Origin of the sequence: Sphingopyxis sp. H073 (assembly GCF_001468395.1) — a bacterium.
In the GTDB taxonomy this organism is placed as follows: domain Bacteria; phylum Pseudomonadota; class Alphaproteobacteria; order Sphingomonadales; family Sphingomonadaceae; genus Sphingopyxis.
On the sequence record NZ_LNSG01000006.1, the window covers coordinates 214813 to 229955 of the forward strand.

Here is a 15143-nt window from a genome sequence, read left to right on the forward strand (position 1 = left end):
ACCGGCCCGCGGGCAGGGTCAAGCCATCAGGAAGGCAACCATCGCCGCGCCCATCTCGGGCTGCGTGACGCTCGACATATGCGTGCCGGGGATGATGCTGAGCGTCGCGTCGGGCAGCACCGCCGCCAGTTCCCCGGCCGACCCATTATCCTGATCCTGCTCGCCGCAAACGAGCAAGGTCGGCATCGTCAGCGCCGCGAGCATGTCGGGGGTGGTATCGGTGAAGCTGTCCAGGAGCAGGCGCGCCGCAACGCGGTCGATCTTCATCGTCTTCATGAACTGGATCGACATCCACGTGTCGTCGCCGCGCTTCGCGGTTTCATAGTCGGCGATCACGCGCTGGAAGAATTGCCCGCGCTGTGACCACCCGGCAAGCCCCGCAAGGCCCATGCCGCCGAGGATCAGCTTGCGCGGTTTCATCCCGGCAACCACGGCACGGGTACTCGTGCGTGCGCCCAACGAAAAGCCGCCGAGGTCGAAATCGGAGACGCCAAGATGCCCGGTCAGATCTTCCAGATCATGCACGAGCACATCGGGCGGATAATGTTCGGGTTCGTGCGGCGCGTCGCTCGATCCGTGGACGCGCAGGTCGGGCATCACGACGCGAAACCCCGCCGCGGCGATCCGCGCGGCGGTGCCGAACTTGATCCAGTTGACCTCGGCGTTCGAAAACAGGCCGTGGAGCAGCACCAGCGGGCGCCCCTCCCCCATCTCGCGCCACGCCAGCCGCACGCCGTCGCGCGCCACGAAAAATCGGGGTTCGATGCTCATGCGCGGCCTATGCCCCCTCGGCGATGGGTTGGGCAAGGCCGATCAGCGCGGCTGCAAGCCCTTCTGCTCCATGCGCCACTTTGCCATCTCGATCCGGTCCTGGCCGAAGAAAGGCTCGCCATCGAACACCAAGGTCGGCACGCCCCAATGGCCCGCGATCTCGAGCGCGACCTGGTTCGCCGCGATCTCGTTGTCGAGCGCCTCGGCATCGGCCTCCGCCTCGGCGTCGAGTTCGGCGAGGCTGAGCCCCGCGCGCCGCGCCGCGCCCGCGAGATGATCGCCAAGGTGCCAGTCCTGCGCCCCGCCCCAGATGAGCTGAGCCACTTCGTGACAGAAGCCCAGGCTCCGGCCGCGCCGCGACGCAGCCTGCCCCAATCGCGTCAGACGATAGATATAGGGCTGCTCGGCTGCGATCTCGCGTGTCATCACATTCTGCACGATCGGGTCGGGACGCGGCGGTCCGAAGGGAATGCCGTGGAATTGCGCGACGCGGATCATGTCGCGCATCGTGTAGCTCAGCCAGTTGGGGTGATTGCGTTCGAAAAAGTCGGGCTGGCGGATCGCAAGCGGATAAACCGGGCGCAGGTTGATCGACAGGTCATGGCTCGCCGCCAGCGCGCGGTAGCGGCCGATGGCGAGATAGCTGTAGGGCGAGCGAAAGGACCAGAAGAGGTCGGCAGTCAGAGTCATACCCTTATCCTGCCCAAAAAGCGCCCCAGCGCAAGCATTGTAAAGGAATTTAACACCAAATCAGATATTTCCCTCTGACGACACATCAGGATTGAATATAGTAGCAATTGCTATTATATCCGCTGCCATGAGTGAGACGATCGGTTATCTGCTCAACGACAGTGCGCGGCTGTTCCGTCGCGCCTTCGACGCACGCACGCGTGACACCGGCATCACCGCACTGCAATGGCGCATGATCACCTATCTGAAGCGCCACGAGGGCATAAGGCAGGGCCCGCTCGCCGAACTGATCGAGGTCGAGCCGATCACCCTCTCGCGGATGGTCGACCGGCTCGCCGAAGCGGGGCTCGTCGAGCGGCGGGCCGATCCCACCGACCGCCGCGCGTGGCGCCTTTATCTGACGGCGCGCGCCGGCGACATGCTAGGCGCGATGCGTCCGATCGCCGAAAAACTCACCGAAGAAGCCACCGAAGGATTGAGCGCCGCCGAAGTCGACCAGCTCGTGACGCTCGTCGAAAAGGTGCGCGCCAACCTCTCCCGCCGCGAATGCCTAAGAGAGACCGCATAATGGACCAGCTCTCCCCTTCCCGCACCAAGGCCGAAGACGCCGCGCCGGCGCGCGCACCCAAGGCCGACCCGGTGCCGCCTCCGGCGCAGGCGGCCACTGCCGCCGCAGGCAAGCCCGGGCCGAGCTGGCGCGCTCGCCTGCTGATGTTCGCCCTGCCCGCCGTTTTGCTGGCCGCAGGCGGTTGGTATTGGCTGACGAGCGGCGGATCGGTGTCGACCGACAATGCCTATGTCCAGATGGACAAGGTCTCGATCGCCGCCGAAGTCGGCGGCCGGATCACCGAGGTCGCGGTCAAGGACGGCCAGATGGTGCAGCGGGGGCAATTGCTGTTCCGCATCGACGGCGAACCCTATGCGCTGAGTGTCGCGCAGGCGAATGCCGCGATCGACGCCGCCAACGTCGATGTCGGCAACCTGTCGGCGAGCCTCGCCACCACGGGGGTCGATATCAAGGCGGCCGAAGAAGGTGTCGCGTTCGCCCAGTCGAACTTCGCGCGCCAGGCTGCGCTGATGGAGAAGGGCTTCACGACCAAGGCCGCCTATGACGCCTCGAAACATGCGGTCGAACAGGCACGCGCCGCGCTGGCGCAAGCCCGCGCCGACGCCGCCGAGGCGCGCTCGAAGCTCGCTACCGGCGCGAACGGGATCAATCCGCAGGTCGAGGCGGCGAAGGTCCAGCGTTCGCAGGCCGAGGTCAATCTCGGCCGCACCGAAGTCCGTGCACCGAGCGCGGGGCGTATCGCGCAGTCCGACCGGCTATTGGTCGGCCAGATGATGGTGCAAGGCCTGCCCGCCGTGACGATCGTCGACACGCTGCACCCCTGGGTCGAGGCGAACTTCAAGGAAACCGACCTTGCGAACATGCGCGTCGGCCAGCGCGCCGAAATCAGCTTCGACGCCTATCCGGGGCTCAAGGTGCGCGGCCATGTCCTGACGATCGGCGCGGGCACGGGCAGCGAATTCTCCGTGCTTCCGGCGCAGAATGCGACCGGCAACTGGGTCAAGGTGACACAGCGCGTGCCGGTGCGGATCGCCTTCGACGAAAAGCCCTCGCGCGACATGATCGCCGGGCTGTCGGCCGACGTCAAAGTCTTCACCGACAAGTAAGGCCGTGGCGAGCCGCGCCTTTCTCCGCCGGTCGCCAGCCACGGCGGTCGACGATGCGATCCCGCTGCATCAGCAGGTCCGCTTTCGCGGCCTGCTGACCGTCGCGGTCATGGGCGCGTCGATCATGCAGATTCTCGACACGACGATCGCCAACGTCGCCATCCCGCACATGCAATCGGCGCTCGGCGCGACGAGCGAAACGGTGACCTGGGTGCTGACGAGCTATATCCTGGCATCGGCGGTCGCGATGCCGATCACCGGCTGGCTTGCCGATCGCATCGGCCGCCGCGAGTTGTTCCTTGGCGCCATAGCGGGGTTCATCGTCGCGTCGATGGCCTGCGGCGCGGCGCAGTCGCTCGAACAGATGGTCGCCTTCCGCTTCCTGCAGGGGATCAGCGCGGCCTTCATCGGCCCGCTCTCGCAGTCGGTGATGCTCGACATCAACCCGCCCGAGAAACAGGCGCGCGCGATGTCGATCTGGGGCATGGGGATCATGATCGGACCGATCCTGGGGCCGATCCTGGGCGGCTGGCTGACCGAGTCGGTCAACTGGCGCTGGGTATTCTACGTCAACCTGCCCGTCGGGCTGCTGACGCTTGCGATGATGTGGGCTTTGCTTCCCGCGACGCGGAGGCGCGACCGCCGGTTCGACCTGTTCGGCTTTTCCATGCTGGCGCTCGGTCTTTCGGCGCTCCAGCTGATGCTCGACCGCGGCGCGCATCTCGACTGGTTCGACAGCCGCGAGATCTGGATCGAGATGGCGGTCGCGATCGCGTGCCTGTGGATGTTCGTCGTCCATCTTTGCACCAGCCGCGACACTCTCTTCAACCGGCAGATGATGGCAGACCGCAACCTTGTCACCGCGATGGGCTTCATGGTCGTGATCGGCATCGTGATGTTCGCCTCGATGGCGCTGCTGCCGCCGATGCTCCAGAATCTGTTCGGTTGGCCGGTGATCGACACCGGCTGGGTGCTCGCCGTCCGCGGGATCGGCATCCTGATGAGCATGTGGGTCGCGGGCCAACTGCTCGGCAAGGTCGACGCGCGCTGGATGGTCGGCACCGGCCTCGCCATCGCGGCGCTGTCGCTCTGGCAGATGAGCCACTGGTCGCTGGAGATGGGGATGCGGCCGGTGATCGTCAGCGGCCTCGTCCAGGGTATCGGCATGGGGCTGGTCTTCATCCCGCTCAACACCATGGCTTTTGCGACGATCCCGCCGCAGTACCGCACCGACGGGTCAAGCCTGCTCAATCTGCTGCGCAGCATCGGTGCGTCGGTCGGTATCTCGGTGGTCACGACGCTGCTCGGCGCCAATATCCAGCGCAGCCACGAAGACCTTGTCAGCCATGTCACCAACAGCTCGACGAGCATGCTCGACGCCTCGACCGCCGACCGCTTCGGTATCGTCGGCGACACCGCGATGGCGATGGTCAATGCCGAGATCAACCGGCAGGCGGCGATGGTCGCCTATATCGACGATTTCTGGCTGATGATGTGGGTGACGCTCGCCGCGGTGCCGCTGGTGCTGTTGCTGCGGCCGCCGAAACCGGGTGGACCGAAGGCATCAATGGCCGACATGGGGCATTAGGGTAGTGGCTGCTTTGGGGTGAGGAGCGGTCGTTCGCTGATCCTCATTCGTCACCCCGGACTTGATCCGGGGTCCATGACTTCGCCGCCGCCGTGGATCCCGGATCAAGTCCGGGATGACGATGATGGAGCGATCCTCGCTGTCGCGCAGCGATGGGGAGGGGGACCGCCGCCGAAGGCGGTGGTGGAGGGGCCGCAACGGCGGCGGTATTGCCCCTCCGTCAGCGCTTCGCGCTGCCACCTCCCCATGGCTGCGCCACAGGGAGGAGCGAAGGGCACATAACGGTCGTCAGCGGAAGAAGCAGTTCACGCCCGCGAACAGCGCGTCGACCTTGGCCGCGTCGCCGGGCTCGGCGAACATGCCGCCGACGACCGTGTCACCGGTGCCGATGCTGAACTCCTCGCCGAGCGTGCTGTCCTCGATATCGGTGATCGTGACCGATTGCTTCGCCTTGGCTCGCGTCGTCCCGATGCCGATCCCGCTCGCCGTCGAATAATCCTTCGCGCCCTTTTCGTTGCCGAGAAACCAGCCGACGAACTTGCCGTCCTGGAAATTGAGCGTCATCGCGTCGAAGCGCGTGAACGCCATCGGCCCGGCGCCGCATTCATTGTTGTCGCTGCGATCGTCGGCCCTGCCCGCGACGTTCGCGAGCGCCTTTTCGGCCTGCTCGCGCGGAACGCCGAAAGCAAGGAGGCTCGCCTTGCCGCTGGCCTTGTCGATGAACCGCAGCCCCTCGGCGTCGAGCGCGACTGCGGTCGTGGCGGCAGCGGGACCGTCGGCCTTCGCCTCGGGCACCGGCGGCGCCGAGGGCACGGCCGTCTCGTCGGCAGGGGGCTTGTCGGCAGGCTTGCACGCCGCGAGCAGTCCCAGCATCACCAAGCCCGTCCATGCCCGCATCACCGCCTCCTGTTTCGCGTCCCGATCCTTATGCCACCGCCGCGCGCGATTACCAGCGCAGCGACATACAGCTCAGCCCCGCATCGAGCCGCGCGACATGGTCGGTCGCCATGGTGCGATACGGCACCCCCCGCGCGGCGAGCATCGCCTGCGTCGCCGTCCAGCGCTCGCCGATCAGCACCGTGTCGCGAACGCGCAGGATGTTCGCGGCGCCCTCTTCGCCAGGCGGGGTGACCACGACTTCCAACCCGGCGAATTCGGGGCAGTCGCGCATCGCGGGGACCGTAAGCACGGTCCGCTCGTCGATCAGGCTGCAGCCGGTCTTGAAATGCAGGACGCTTTTGGGGGTTTCTGCAACCTCGGCGCGGTAGCCGAGCTCAGCGAGCAGCCCCGCCAGTTCCTCGGCGCCGGCGCGGTCGGTCCGGTCGGAGAGGCCGATGATCACCCGATCGGCGAGCCGCAGCACGTCGCCGCCCTCGACATGCCCGACGGTCATTTCGAGCAGGACCGGATGCCGCACCGCCATCGCTTCGCGGATATGCGCCACCTCGCCCGCGCGGGCTTCCGCTCCGGGGCGGAGCAGGATCGCGCCTCCAGGAAAGGTCAGCGCGACGTCTTCGGTGAACAGCGCGTCGGGAAAGTCGTCGAGCGGCGGGAGGACGTCGACCATCAGGCCGAGATCACGGAGCGCCGCGACATAGGCGCCATGCTCGGCGACGAGCATGGCGAAATCGGGGTCGGGACCACCACCGGCGCGGATGCCGTTCACGGCAGACGGCGCCGGGGCGCGGCAGAGCGCGTGGGTGAAGGCGAAGGGGCTGGTCATGCGAGGGGCATAGCCCGAACGCCGTGCCACCGCCACGACCATCCTCCCTGTGGCGCAGCCATGGGGAGGATCGGCCTCAGCCCTTTTTCAGGTGCCGGCGGCCTAGCAGTTCGGCGATCTGGACCGCGTTCAGCGCCGCACCCTTGCGGAGATTGTCGCTGACGCACCAGAGATTGAGGCCATTGTCGACGGTGCTGTCGTCGCGCACGCGGCTGACGAAGGTCGCATAGTCGCCGACGCACTCGACGGGGGTGATGTATCCGCCATCCTCGCGCTTATCGACGAGCATCACGCCCGGCGCTTCGCGGAGGATGCGCTGCGCGTCCTCGGCCGACAGTTCATCCTCCATCTCGATGTTGATCGCCTCGGAGTGGCCGACGAACACCGGCACGCGGACGCAGGTCGCGGTGACCTTGATCTTCGGGTCGAGGATCTTCTTGGTTTCGGCGACCATCTTCCACTCTTCCTTGGTCGACCCGTCGTCGAGGAACTTGTCGATATGCGGGATGACGTTGAAGGCGATCTGCTTGGTGAATTTCTGCACGTCCTTTTCGTCGCCGACGAAGATCTGGCGCGTCTGGTTCCAAAGCTCGTCCATGCCCGACTTGCCCGCGCCCGACACCGACTGATAGGTCGCAACGACGACGCGCTTGATCTTCGCGGCATCGTGCAGCGGCTTCAGCGCGACGACCATCTGTGCGGTCGAGCAATTGGGGTTCGCGATGATGTTGCGCTTCACATAGCCGTCGATCGCGTCGGGGTTCACCTCGGGCACGATCAGCGGCACGTCGGGGTCCATGCGATAGAGCGACGAGTTGTCGATCACGACGCAGCCCGCCGCGGCGGCCTTGGGCGCATGGATCGCGGTCGCGTCGCTGCCGATCGCGAAAATCGCCATGTCCCAGCCGGTCCAGTCGAAATTCTCGATATTCTGGCATTTGACGGTCTTGCCGGTATCGCCGATCTCGATCTCGTCGCCCTGGCTGCGCGACGATGCGACCGCGGCCAGTTCGGCAATCGGGAATTCACGCTCGGCCAGGATGGCGAGCACTTCGCGCCCGACATTGCCCGTCGCGCCGGCGACAACGATACGATAACCCATTTACTCACTCCTCAGCGTAGAACTCGGTTGAAAACATTGGGTAGGCTTAAACTTTCCAGCGGAAGTGGCCGGTCAGCGGATGCGCGAACAGCGCATCCTCCTCGCGGGCACCGCCGCCGATATTGTGGATCACCAGCGGCGTGCCGGTGGTATTCTTCCTGTCCGACACGATCCCGGTATGCGGCAGGCGCCCGCCGACCATTTGCGTGAAGATGTCGCCCGGACGCCAGTCGTCCCCAGCATCGGTGACCGGCACCGCCGCCTTCTGCCGCCGCCAGAAGGTTACAAGGTTGGGAACGCGGCGATGATCGATATTGCGGTCGGGGCGGCCGAGACCCCAATTCTTCGGATAGGCCCCGAAATTGGCGCGCATGTCGGCGTTTACAAGGGCCTGCAGGTCGAGCGCGAGCGCGTCGCGAAAGGCGCGGATCACCACATCGGTGCAAACACCCTTCACCCGCTCGACATCGCCGTTCGGGAAGGCGAGCACCGTATAGGCGGGATCATAGCGCAGCGTGACACCGATCTGCCTGCGCGCCGCCGCAACGAGCCGCTGCGCATCGGTTGCAGCCGTCGCATTTCCCGAAAAGCCGAGCGCGAGCGCCGCGCCGAGGAAGGCGCGCCGTGTCGGTTGGAACAAGGGGGACGGCTGCAGCAAATTCGTTTCGCCCAAATGAAAACGACCGGCTCTGCCTGTTGGCGGAACCGGTCGTTTTTGAAAGCTGTTTCGGCTTTGGGTGAGAGAAGCTCTCCTTAGCCTTCGCCGGCTTCCGACCGGTAATCGCGGCGTTCCGCAATACGCGCCGATTTACCAGTGCGACCACGCAGATAGTAAAGCTTCGCGCGGCGCACGGCGCCCTTGCGGACGACGGTAATGCTGTCGATGTTCGGCGAATAGAGCGGGAAGACGCGCTCGACACCTTCGCCGAACGACATTTTGCGCACGGTGAAGTTGGAGCCCATGCCCTTGTTCGAGCGCGCGATGCACACGCCCTCGAAATTCTGGACGCGGGTGCGTTCGCCTTCGACCACCTTCACGCCGACCTTCAGCGTGTCGCCGGGGCGGAATTCGGGGATCGTCTTGCCGGCCTTGGCAATTTCTTCGGCTTCGATCGTCTGGATGAGGTTCATGTCCTCTAGTCCTTATTCTTTCGCCGCGCGCCAGAGGCAGGTCGGTCCCGAGCATCGACATGACGCTCCCAAAGGTCCGGCCTGCGTAACCGAGTATCCGTCTCCGCCTGACGTTTCCGCCAGGCATCGATCTTCGCATGATCCCCCGATCGCAGCACTTCGGGGATCGTGCGCCCTTCCCATATGGCAGGTCGGGTATAGTGGGGATATTCGAGCAAACCGTTTTCAAACGATTCGTCATCACCACTTGAAGCCGCGCCCATTACGCCGGGAAGCAGCCGAATGCAAGCGTCGAGCAGCAACAGCGCCCCCATCTCGCCGCCCGACAGGATGATGTCGCCCATCGACAATTGTTCGATCGGCCTGGCATCGAAGAGGCGCTCGTCGAATCCCTCGAACCGACCGCACAGGATGATCGCACCCGGCCCTGCCGCAATCTCGCGCACGCGGGCCTGGGTCACCGGCATTCCGCGCGGCGTCATGGCGAGGATCGGGAGGTCCGGGTGCGCCGCGCTCGCGTGATCGACCGCCGCCGCCAGCACATCGGCCTTGAGCACCATCCCCGCACCTCCCCCCGCGGGGGTGTCGTCGACGGTGCGATGCTTGTCGGTGGCGAAGTCGCGGATCTGCACGGGCGCGCACGACCAAATGCCGCTTTCGAGTGCGCGTCCCGCCATACTGTGCCCCAGCGGACCGGGGAACATGTCGGGATAAAGCGTCAGGGGAACGGCGGCGAAACTCATGGCAGCGGCTCCCATAGCGGCTCGGGGATCATCTGGCGATCCATCTCCAGCTCCTCGTGCAGCCATTCGCGGAAGCGCTCGATCTTGCGCACCCCCACCCGATTGTCGCGGTGGACGAGGAAATTGCCGGTGCCGGGCTCGTAAATGGTCTCGAACGGCCGCACGAGCCGCCCCGTCTCGAGCTCGGTCCGCCAGTAGAGCGGGGTCATCAGCGCGATGCCGAAGCCGCCCTGCACCGCGATCGCTTCCTGCAACTGGCTGTCGAGTTCGATCCCGCGGCGCGGCGGCGGGGGCGTGCCGATGCCCGCCTGTGCCAGCCAGCCCGCCCACCAGGGATCGTTGGGCGCCAAACGCTCGGCGCGCAGCAGGTCGGCGGGCGTCGCGATATGGTTCGCATCAAGAAACACCGGCGAACAGATCGGGGTCACATGGCTGCGGAACAGAAAGTCGGTGCGCAGCCCCGGCCAGTGACCGTTGCCGGTGCGCAGCGCGACGTCGACACTGGTCGCGTCAAAATCGACGAGGTCGTTCGACATCAGCAACCGGACGGCAAGGTCGGGGTAGCGAAGCTGGAAGCGGCCGATCCGCGCGCTAAGCCAGGTGCCGCCGAGCGTGATCGCGGCGCTGATCGTCAGCACCTCCGCATCGTCGCTGCTGATCGCGGCGAAGGCGTCACCCATCGCGGCGAAAGCTCCGCTTATTGTCGGCAACAGCCGCTGCCCGGTTTCGGAAAGGCGCACCCGTCCCTTCTCCCGCACGAACAGCGCACGGCCGAGCCGCTGCTCCAATTGGCGGATTTGATAGCTTATCGCGGCCTGCGTCATCCCGAGTTCCTCACCGGCGCGCGAGAAATTCTGCAGGCGTGCGGCCGCCTCGAAGGCACGAACGGCGGCAAGGGGCGGAAGTTTCGACATCGGCGATATATAAGCTCTACTTATGATATCCAGCAAAGCTTTTGTTGGCTTTGCCGTCTCGTCAGGCGCATTTGAAGGGGGCCAAGACAGGAGACAGGCCATGATGGAAGAGCATTTCATGCGCGGCTGGGTACACGGCCACGAACGGATGAGCGCCGATATCGATCGCGCGATCAAATGGCTCGGCGCCAGGTTCCGCGCGTTCGTGGACCTTGTCACCCCGATCCATGCGCCGGGCGAAGATTCCTATTTCGACTGCGCCGTCCCGGCGCGCCGCCTCGCGAAGCGGGCGGTGCCGGCGCGCGTCACGAAACGCCGCTGAGCGGCGCAGGCCTGCCGCCCCACCCCCCTTGCAACGGGGCGGCAGGCCCAAATATCAGGGCGCGTCCCTGACGACACGAAAGCGCAGCGCCTGGACCGTCGCCGGCCGGGTCGGCGCCAGCAGCAACTGTCCGTCGAGCTTGCCCTTCGTGCACTTGAGGCGAAACGCCGTCGACATCGCGCCCGTCGGCGCCAACGGCTCGTCCGCCGGGCATTCGCCGACCTCCGCCTTCAATCGCGCGAATTCGGCCGTCCAATTCTCCGCCGAGCGGTCCATCAGGAAATTCATCGCCAACCTGCCCCGAAGAGGGCCCAGGTTCCCCGCCGCATAAGCCGCCTTCGACAAAGCATAGAGGCCCGCAACCGCCGGCGAAACCGCCACCGCGCGAACCTCGAGCAACCCCGCCTTGTGCATCGCGACGGCCGTGTCCCACGCGGGCGCCGACGGCCCTGCATAGGTGCGGTTCGAGAGCGCGAAGACGCCGACGCCATGATCGGGCATCAGCATCACATGGCTGCCATATCCCGGATAGCCACCGCCATGCGCGAGGGTGAGGCCGAGGTCGCAGTCCTGCGCGACGCGCCACCCCATGCCATAGGCCGTCGCCAGCTTGCACGCAGTTCCGCCGCTCGACCCGATGCGGTTCGTGACCGCGACGAAATTGAGCCCCTGCGCAATCTCGCGCACCGTCGACCGCTTGACCGGCCCGCGATCGGGATCGTCGCGCGCGGGCCAGGCCGAGAGCAGGAAGGCGACCCATTTCGCATAATCCCGCGCGCTGACCTGCAGCCCGCCCATGGCGTTGAACGCGCCGTCGACCATCTCGGGCTCGGCGGTCCAGCGCTCATTCTCCCAGCGATAGCCGAGCGCATAGCGCGCTTTCGGGGCCTGCGGCGCGTCATAACCGCTGCTCGTCATGCCGAGCGGGGTCAGGATCGTCTGCCGGACATAGTCGGTGTACGCCATGCCCGACGCCTTCGACACGATCCGGCCGAGCAAGGCGTAGCCGAAGTTCGAATATTCATGTTGGCTCTGCGGTACGCGGCTGAACGGCACGCCCGCCGCGATCATCTTGGTGAATTCGTCTTGCGGCAGCACCTGCTGGCGGTCGCCCCAGGGGTCGTCGGTGACGAAACCGCCGACATGCTGGAGCAGATCGCGGATGCGGATGCGCGGACTGTCCCTCGTCGGGTAGGTCCAGCCCTTCATCTCGGGGATATAGTCCTCGGCGAGATCGTCGAGCCGCAGCTTGCCGTCGTCGCGCAGCTTCAGGATCGACAGCGCGGTGAAGGCCTTGGTCATCGAGGCGATACGGAACAGGCTGTCGGGGGTGACGGGCCGCTTGTCGTCGATATTCTGGACGCCGACGCCCTTCACATAGGCGAGCTTGCCGTCCTTCACGACGCCATAGACGAGGCCGGGGACGTGCTGGTCAGCCTGGAATTTCGCGAAGAGCGCATCGATTTCGGGAGCGAGCTGGTCGAGGGTCTTGGGCCCGCCTTCCTGCCCCGTGGCGGGAACCGCGCCCGCAAATATGAGAGCAAAAGCGAAGCCTGTTTCCCAGCGCATAGTCCCTCCCTGGCAAATCCCGGTCAGGCTAACAGCGGGTGAGACCGTCGACAATCATACTCCTTCGTCGCCCCGGACTTGATCCGGGGTCCATTGCCGCCAGCGCCGGAAAATGGATCCCGGAACAGGTCCGGGGTGACGAGCAATAAGGGAGCGCCCGTTACTCGACGAACGCCGCGTCGACGGTCACGCCGTCGTCGGTCCATGCCGGAACCGCCTGCGCGTTCATCGGCACCATGAACCGGACGGGCTTCTTGCCGGGCTCGGCCGGTTTCTCGATTTCGAGGATGTCGCCGGCACCGAAATTCTCGACCGCAGCGACATGGCCGATGGCGCTGCCATCGGTCGAGACGCACGGTAGGCCGACCAGATCGTGATGATAATATTCGCCCGGCCCGAGCGGCGGCAGCGCCGAGCGCGGCACGGTCAGCACCGTGCCGCGCAAGGCTTCGGCCGCGCTGCGGTCGCGCACTTCGGCAAAGATCGCGACCGCACCCTGGTTCGCGGGACGCACCGACTTGAGCGTCAGTTTCCGCCCGCCCGCGTCGAAAACGGAAAAGGCGCGGAGAGCCTCTGCGCCTTCGCCAAATAGCTTGAGTCGCACCTCGCCCCGCACCCCATGCGCGCCGGCGATGGCGGCGAGGGTGACGGGGCGGTTTGCGTCGGCCAAGGCTTAGCCTTCGGCCTTTTCTTCGCCGGCTTCTTCAGCGGGCGCTTCTTCGGCAGCCGGAGCTTCTTCGGCCGCAGCTTCTTCGGCCACCGGGCCGCCTTCGGCGACTTCCTCGGCAATCGCGGTCGCGTCGTCGGCGGTAGCGTCGGCCGGGACTTCTTCGGCGACGGCGTCGGCCACCGCTTCGGCGGTTTCTTCGCTCTTCACCGAACCGGTCGCATCCGATTCAGCAGCTTCGGGAGCAGCGGCTTCTTCGGCAACAACTTCGTCGGCAGCGACTTCTTCAGCGGCCGGCGCTTCGACTTCGGGTTCCGGCGCCGGAGCGGCGGCGGCAGCGGCTGCAGCTTCTTCGGCCTCAGCGATCTTCGCGGCCTTCTCTTCGGCGCGTTCCTTGGCCTTTTCGCCGGGTTCGGCCTTCTTCGGGTTGTTACGAGCGGCGCGTTCCTTGACGCCGGCGGCGTCGAGGAAGCGGGCAACGCGGTCGGTCGGCTGCGCACCGACGCTCAGCCAATGCGCGGCGCGCTCGGCGTCGAGCTTCACGCGCTCCGGATTGTCCTTGGCGAGCAGCGGGTTGTAGCTGCCGAGACGCTCGATGAAGCGGCCGTCGCGCGGGCTGCGCGAATCGGCGACGACGATCTTGTAATAGGGGCGCTTTTTCGAACCGCCGCGCGAAAGGCGAATGGAGGTAGCCATGATATTTTCCTTTACGTTCAAATAGTAGAGTTGGTCGAAATCATTTCTTCTTGTTGATCAGATTGGCGAGGTCGGGCGGGATCGCCCCGCCGCCGAGCCCGGGCAGCCCGCCGAGGCCACCGCCGCCGCCCATGCCGCCGCCACCCATGCCGGGGATGCCGCCGCCCTTGCCGAACAGCGCGCCGAGCCCTTTCAGGCCGCCCATCTTGCGGATCTTCTTCATTGCGGTGGACATTTCCTGATGCATCTTCAGCACCCGGTTCACCTGCTGCACCGTCGTCCCCGACCCGTTCGCGATGCGGATCTTGCGCTTCGCGGTGATGATCTCCGGCTTCGCACGTTCCTTGGGGGTCATCGAGCTCATGATCGCATCGAAGTGAATCAGCATCTTGTCGTTGGCGCCGCTCTCCGCCATCGCCGCCTGCGCCTTCTTGAGGCCGGGGATCATGCCGGCGAGCGCGCCGAGGCCGCCCATGCGGCGCATCTGGTTCAATTGTGTGCGAAGATCGTCGAGGTCGAACTGACCCTTCGCCATCTTCTTCGCCATCGCCTCGGCCTCTTCGGCCTGGATCGTCTCGGCGGCGCGTTCGACAAGGCTGACGACGTCGCCCATGCCGAGGATGCGGCCCGCGATACGCGAGGGCTGGAAGAGTTCGAGCCCGTCGAGCTTTTCGCCCGTGCCCGCGAACTTGATCGGCTTGCCGGTGACCGCGCGCATCGACAGCGCGGCACCGCCGCGCGCATCGCCGTCCATACGGGTGAGCACGACGCCGGTCAGCGGCACCTGATCGGTGAAGCGCTGCGCGACCTGTACCGCGTCCTGACCGGTCAGGCTGTCGACGACGAGTAGCGTCTCGGTCGGGTTCGCCGTGCGCGACACCGCCTGCATCTCGTCCATCAACTGCTGGTCGACGTGGAGGCGGCCCGCGGTGTCGAGCATCAGGACATCATAGCCCTGCAGCTTCGCCGCCTGCAGCGCGCGCCGGGCGATCTCGACCGGCTGCTGGCCGGCGACGATCGGGAGCGTCGCGACGTCGATCTGGCTGCCGAGGACGGCGAGCTGTTCCTGCGCGGCGGGGCGGTTGACGTCGAGCGACGCCATCAACACCTTCTTGCGCTCCTTGTCCTTCAACCGCTTGGCGATCTTCGCGGTCGTCGTCGTCTTGCCCGAGCCCTGAAGGCCGACCATCATGATGACGGCGGGCGGGGTGACGGCGATTTCGAGCTCGGCGGTTTCGGAGCCGAGCATTTCGGTCAGCGCGTCGCTGACGATCTTGACCACCTGCTGCCCCGGGGTCACCGAGCGGAGGACATTCTGGCCGATCGCGAGGTCTGTGACCTGATCGACGAAGCTGCGCACGACGGGCAGCGCGACGTCGGCTTCGAGCAGGGCGATTCGCACTTCGCGCATCGCCGCGCGCACGTCGGCCTCGGTCAGCGCGCCGCGACCGCGGAGCTTTCCGAAAACATCGCCAAGCCGATTGCTCAGACTGTCGAACATGCGCCTAAAAAACCCTTTCTGACGACCGCAACGCAAAACACGCCGGTGAGCG

General features: G+C 65.9%; 16 protein-coding genes and 1 pseudogene. 4 read left to right on the plus strand and 13 right to left on the minus strand.

Annotated elements, in window-relative coordinates; all coding sequences use genetic code 11:
* Positions 1 to 18: 18 nt before the first annotated feature.
* Positions 19 to 771, minus strand: a complete 753-nt coding sequence (locus ATE64_RS13570; protein WP_058455046.1) for an alpha/beta hydrolase — start codon at positions 769 to 771, stop codon at positions 19 to 21.
* Between the two features lie 42 nt (positions 772 to 813).
* A complete protein-coding gene (locus ATE64_RS13575; RefSeq protein WP_058455045.1) occupies positions 814 to 1461 on the minus strand; it encodes a 2-hydroxychromene-2-carboxylate isomerase in 648 nt (215 codons plus the stop codon).
* A 127-nt stretch (positions 1462 to 1588) separates the two neighbouring features.
* Between ATE64_RS13575 and ATE64_RS13580 the strand changes: the two genes are divergently transcribed.
* From ATE64_RS13580 to ATE64_RS13590, 3 genes are read left to right on the plus strand one after another with little or no spacing between them, the layout of a single operon-like run.
* A complete protein-coding gene (locus tag ATE64_RS13580; RefSeq protein WP_058455044.1) occupies positions 1589 to 2029 on the plus strand; it encodes a MarR family transcriptional regulator in 441 nt (146 codons plus the stop codon).
* Positions 2029 to 3135, plus strand: coding sequence for an HlyD family secretion protein (locus tag ATE64_RS13585; protein ID WP_058455043.1), 1107 nt, complete (start codon positions 2029 to 2031; stop codon positions 3133 to 3135). The genes ATE64_RS13580 and ATE64_RS13585 overlap by 1 nt, the downstream gene beginning before the upstream one ends.
* Before the next feature lie 4 nt (positions 3136 to 3139).
* Positions 3140 to 4723, plus strand: a complete 1584-nt coding sequence (locus ATE64_RS13590; protein ID WP_058455042.1) for a DHA2 family efflux MFS transporter permease subunit — start codon at positions 3140 to 3142, stop codon at positions 4721 to 4723.
* Positions 4724 to 5011: 288 nt separating this feature from the next.
* Here the strand turns inward: ATE64_RS13590 and ATE64_RS13595 are convergent, their stop codons facing one another.
* The 7 genes from ATE64_RS13595 to ATE64_RS13625 all read right to left on the minus strand — a co-directional run bounded on the left by ATE64_RS13595 (position 5012) and on the right by ATE64_RS13625 (position 10336).
* Positions 5012 to 5620, minus strand: a complete 609-nt coding sequence (locus ATE64_RS13595) for a hypothetical protein (RefSeq protein ID WP_058455041.1) — start codon at positions 5618 to 5620, stop codon at positions 5012 to 5014.
* 49 nt (positions 5621 to 5669) lie between these two features.
* On the minus strand, positions 5670 to 6482 hold the full coding sequence (locus tag ATE64_RS13600) for an arginine deiminase family protein (RefSeq protein ID WP_231729085.1): 813 nt from the start codon (positions 6480 to 6482) through the stop codon (positions 5670 to 5672).
* Between the two features lie 40 nt (positions 6483 to 6522).
* Positions 6523 to 7548 carry an aspartate-semialdehyde dehydrogenase gene (locus ATE64_RS13605; RefSeq protein WP_058455040.1) on the minus strand — a complete coding sequence of 342 codons (1026 nt, stop codon included), beginning with the start codon at positions 7546 to 7548 and terminating at the stop codon, positions 6523 to 6525.
* A 46-nt stretch (positions 7549 to 7594) separates the two neighbouring features.
* A complete protein-coding gene (locus tag ATE64_RS13610; protein WP_058455039.1) occupies positions 7595 to 8188 on the minus strand; it encodes a DUF1287 domain-containing protein in 594 nt (197 codons plus the stop codon).
* Positions 8189 to 8301: 113 nt separating this feature from the next.
* Positions 8302 to 8679, minus strand: coding sequence for a 50S ribosomal protein L19 (rplS, locus tag ATE64_RS13615; protein WP_058455038.1), 378 nt, complete (start codon positions 8677 to 8679; stop codon positions 8302 to 8304).
* Positions 8680 to 8684: 5 nt separating this feature from the next.
* Positions 8685 to 9422 (minus strand): tRNA (guanosine(37)-N1)-methyltransferase TrmD, encoded by a 738-nt coding sequence (gene trmD / locus ATE64_RS13620; protein ID WP_058455137.1) that lies wholly within the window; start codon positions 9420 to 9422, stop codon positions 8685 to 8687.
* Complete coding sequence (locus tag ATE64_RS13625) at positions 9419 to 10336, minus strand: LysR substrate-binding domain-containing protein (protein ID WP_058455037.1); 918 nt, start codon at positions 10334 to 10336, stop codon at positions 9419 to 9421. The genes trmD and ATE64_RS13625 overlap by 4 nt, the downstream gene beginning before the upstream one ends.
* A 100-nt stretch (positions 10337 to 10436) precedes the next feature.
* On the opposite strand from ATE64_RS13625, the gene ATE64_RS13630 reads away from it, so the two are divergent.
* Positions 10437 to 10658: a hypothetical protein gene (locus ATE64_RS13630; protein ID WP_058455036.1), complete on the plus strand. Its 222-nt coding sequence runs from the start codon at positions 10437 to 10439 to the stop codon at positions 10656 to 10658.
* Between the two features lie 54 nt (positions 10659 to 10712).
* On the opposite strand, the gene ATE64_RS13635 is transcribed toward ATE64_RS13630, so the two are convergent.
* From ATE64_RS13635 to ffh, 4 genes and pseudogenes are all read right to left on the minus strand, one after another.
* Positions 10713 to 12227: a serine hydrolase domain-containing protein gene (locus ATE64_RS13635; protein WP_058455035.1), complete on the minus strand. Its 1515-nt coding sequence runs from the start codon at positions 12225 to 12227 to the stop codon at positions 10713 to 10715.
* A gap of 160 nt (positions 12228 to 12387) precedes the next feature.
* Positions 12388 to 12897: a ribosome maturation factor RimM gene (gene rimM / locus ATE64_RS13640; RefSeq protein WP_058455034.1), complete on the minus strand. Its 510-nt coding sequence runs from the start codon at positions 12895 to 12897 to the stop codon at positions 12388 to 12390.
* 222 nt (positions 12898 to 13119) lie between these two features.
* Positions 13120 to 13590, minus strand: a pseudogene (gene rpsP, locus ATE64_RS13645) (30S ribosomal protein S16); the annotation flags it as partial.
* Positions 13591 to 13630: 40 nt separating this feature from the next.
* Positions 13631 to 15091, minus strand: coding sequence for a signal recognition particle protein (gene ffh, locus ATE64_RS13650; protein WP_058455032.1), 1461 nt, complete (start codon positions 15089 to 15091; stop codon positions 13631 to 13633).
* Positions 15092 to 15143: the final 52 nt, after the last annotated feature.

Excerpts from the sequence above, each read along its gene's own strand:
- ATE64_RS13570 (WP_058455046.1), bottom strand. The coding sequence starts at position 771 with ATGAGCATCGAACCCCGATTTTTCGTGGCGCGCGACGGCGTGCGGCTG.
- ATE64_RS13575 (WP_058455045.1), bottom strand. The coding sequence starts at position 1,461 with ATGACTCTGACTGCCGACCTCTTCTGGTCCTTTCGCTCGCCCTACAGC.
- ATE64_RS13580 (WP_058455044.1), top strand. The coding sequence starts at position 1,589 with ATGAGTGAGACGATCGGTTATCTGCTCAACGACAGTGCGCGGCTGTTC.
- ATE64_RS13585 (WP_058455043.1), top strand. The coding sequence starts at position 2,029 with ATGGACCAGCTCTCCCCTTCCCGCACCAAGGCCGAAGACGCCGCGCCG.
- ATE64_RS13595 (WP_058455041.1), bottom strand. The coding sequence starts at position 5,620 with ATGCGGGCATGGACGGGCTTGGTGATGCTGGGACTGCTCGCGGCGTGC.
- ATE64_RS13605 (WP_058455040.1), bottom strand. The coding sequence starts at position 7,548 with ATGGGTTATCGTATCGTTGTCGCCGGCGCGACGGGCAATGTCGGGCGC.
- rplS (WP_058455038.1), bottom strand. The coding sequence starts at position 8,679 with ATGAACCTCATCCAGACGATCGAAGCCGAAGAAATTGCCAAGGCCGGC.
- trmD (WP_058455137.1), bottom strand. The coding sequence starts at position 9,422 with ATGAGTTTCGCCGCCGTTCCCCTGACGCTTTATCCCGACATGTTCCCC.
- ATE64_RS13625 (WP_058455037.1), bottom strand. The coding sequence starts at position 10,336 with ATGTCGAAACTTCCGCCCCTTGCCGCCGTTCGTGCCTTCGAGGCGGCC.
- ATE64_RS13630 (WP_058455036.1), top strand. The coding sequence starts at position 10,437 with ATGATGGAAGAGCATTTCATGCGCGGCTGGGTACACGGCCACGAACGG.
- ATE64_RS13635 (WP_058455035.1), bottom strand. The coding sequence starts at position 12,227 with ATGCGCTGGGAAACAGGCTTCGCTTTTGCTCTCATATTTGCGGGCGCG.
- ffh (WP_058455032.1), bottom strand. The coding sequence starts at position 15,091 with ATGTTCGACAGTCTGAGCAATCGGCTTGGCGATGTTTTCGGAAAGCTC.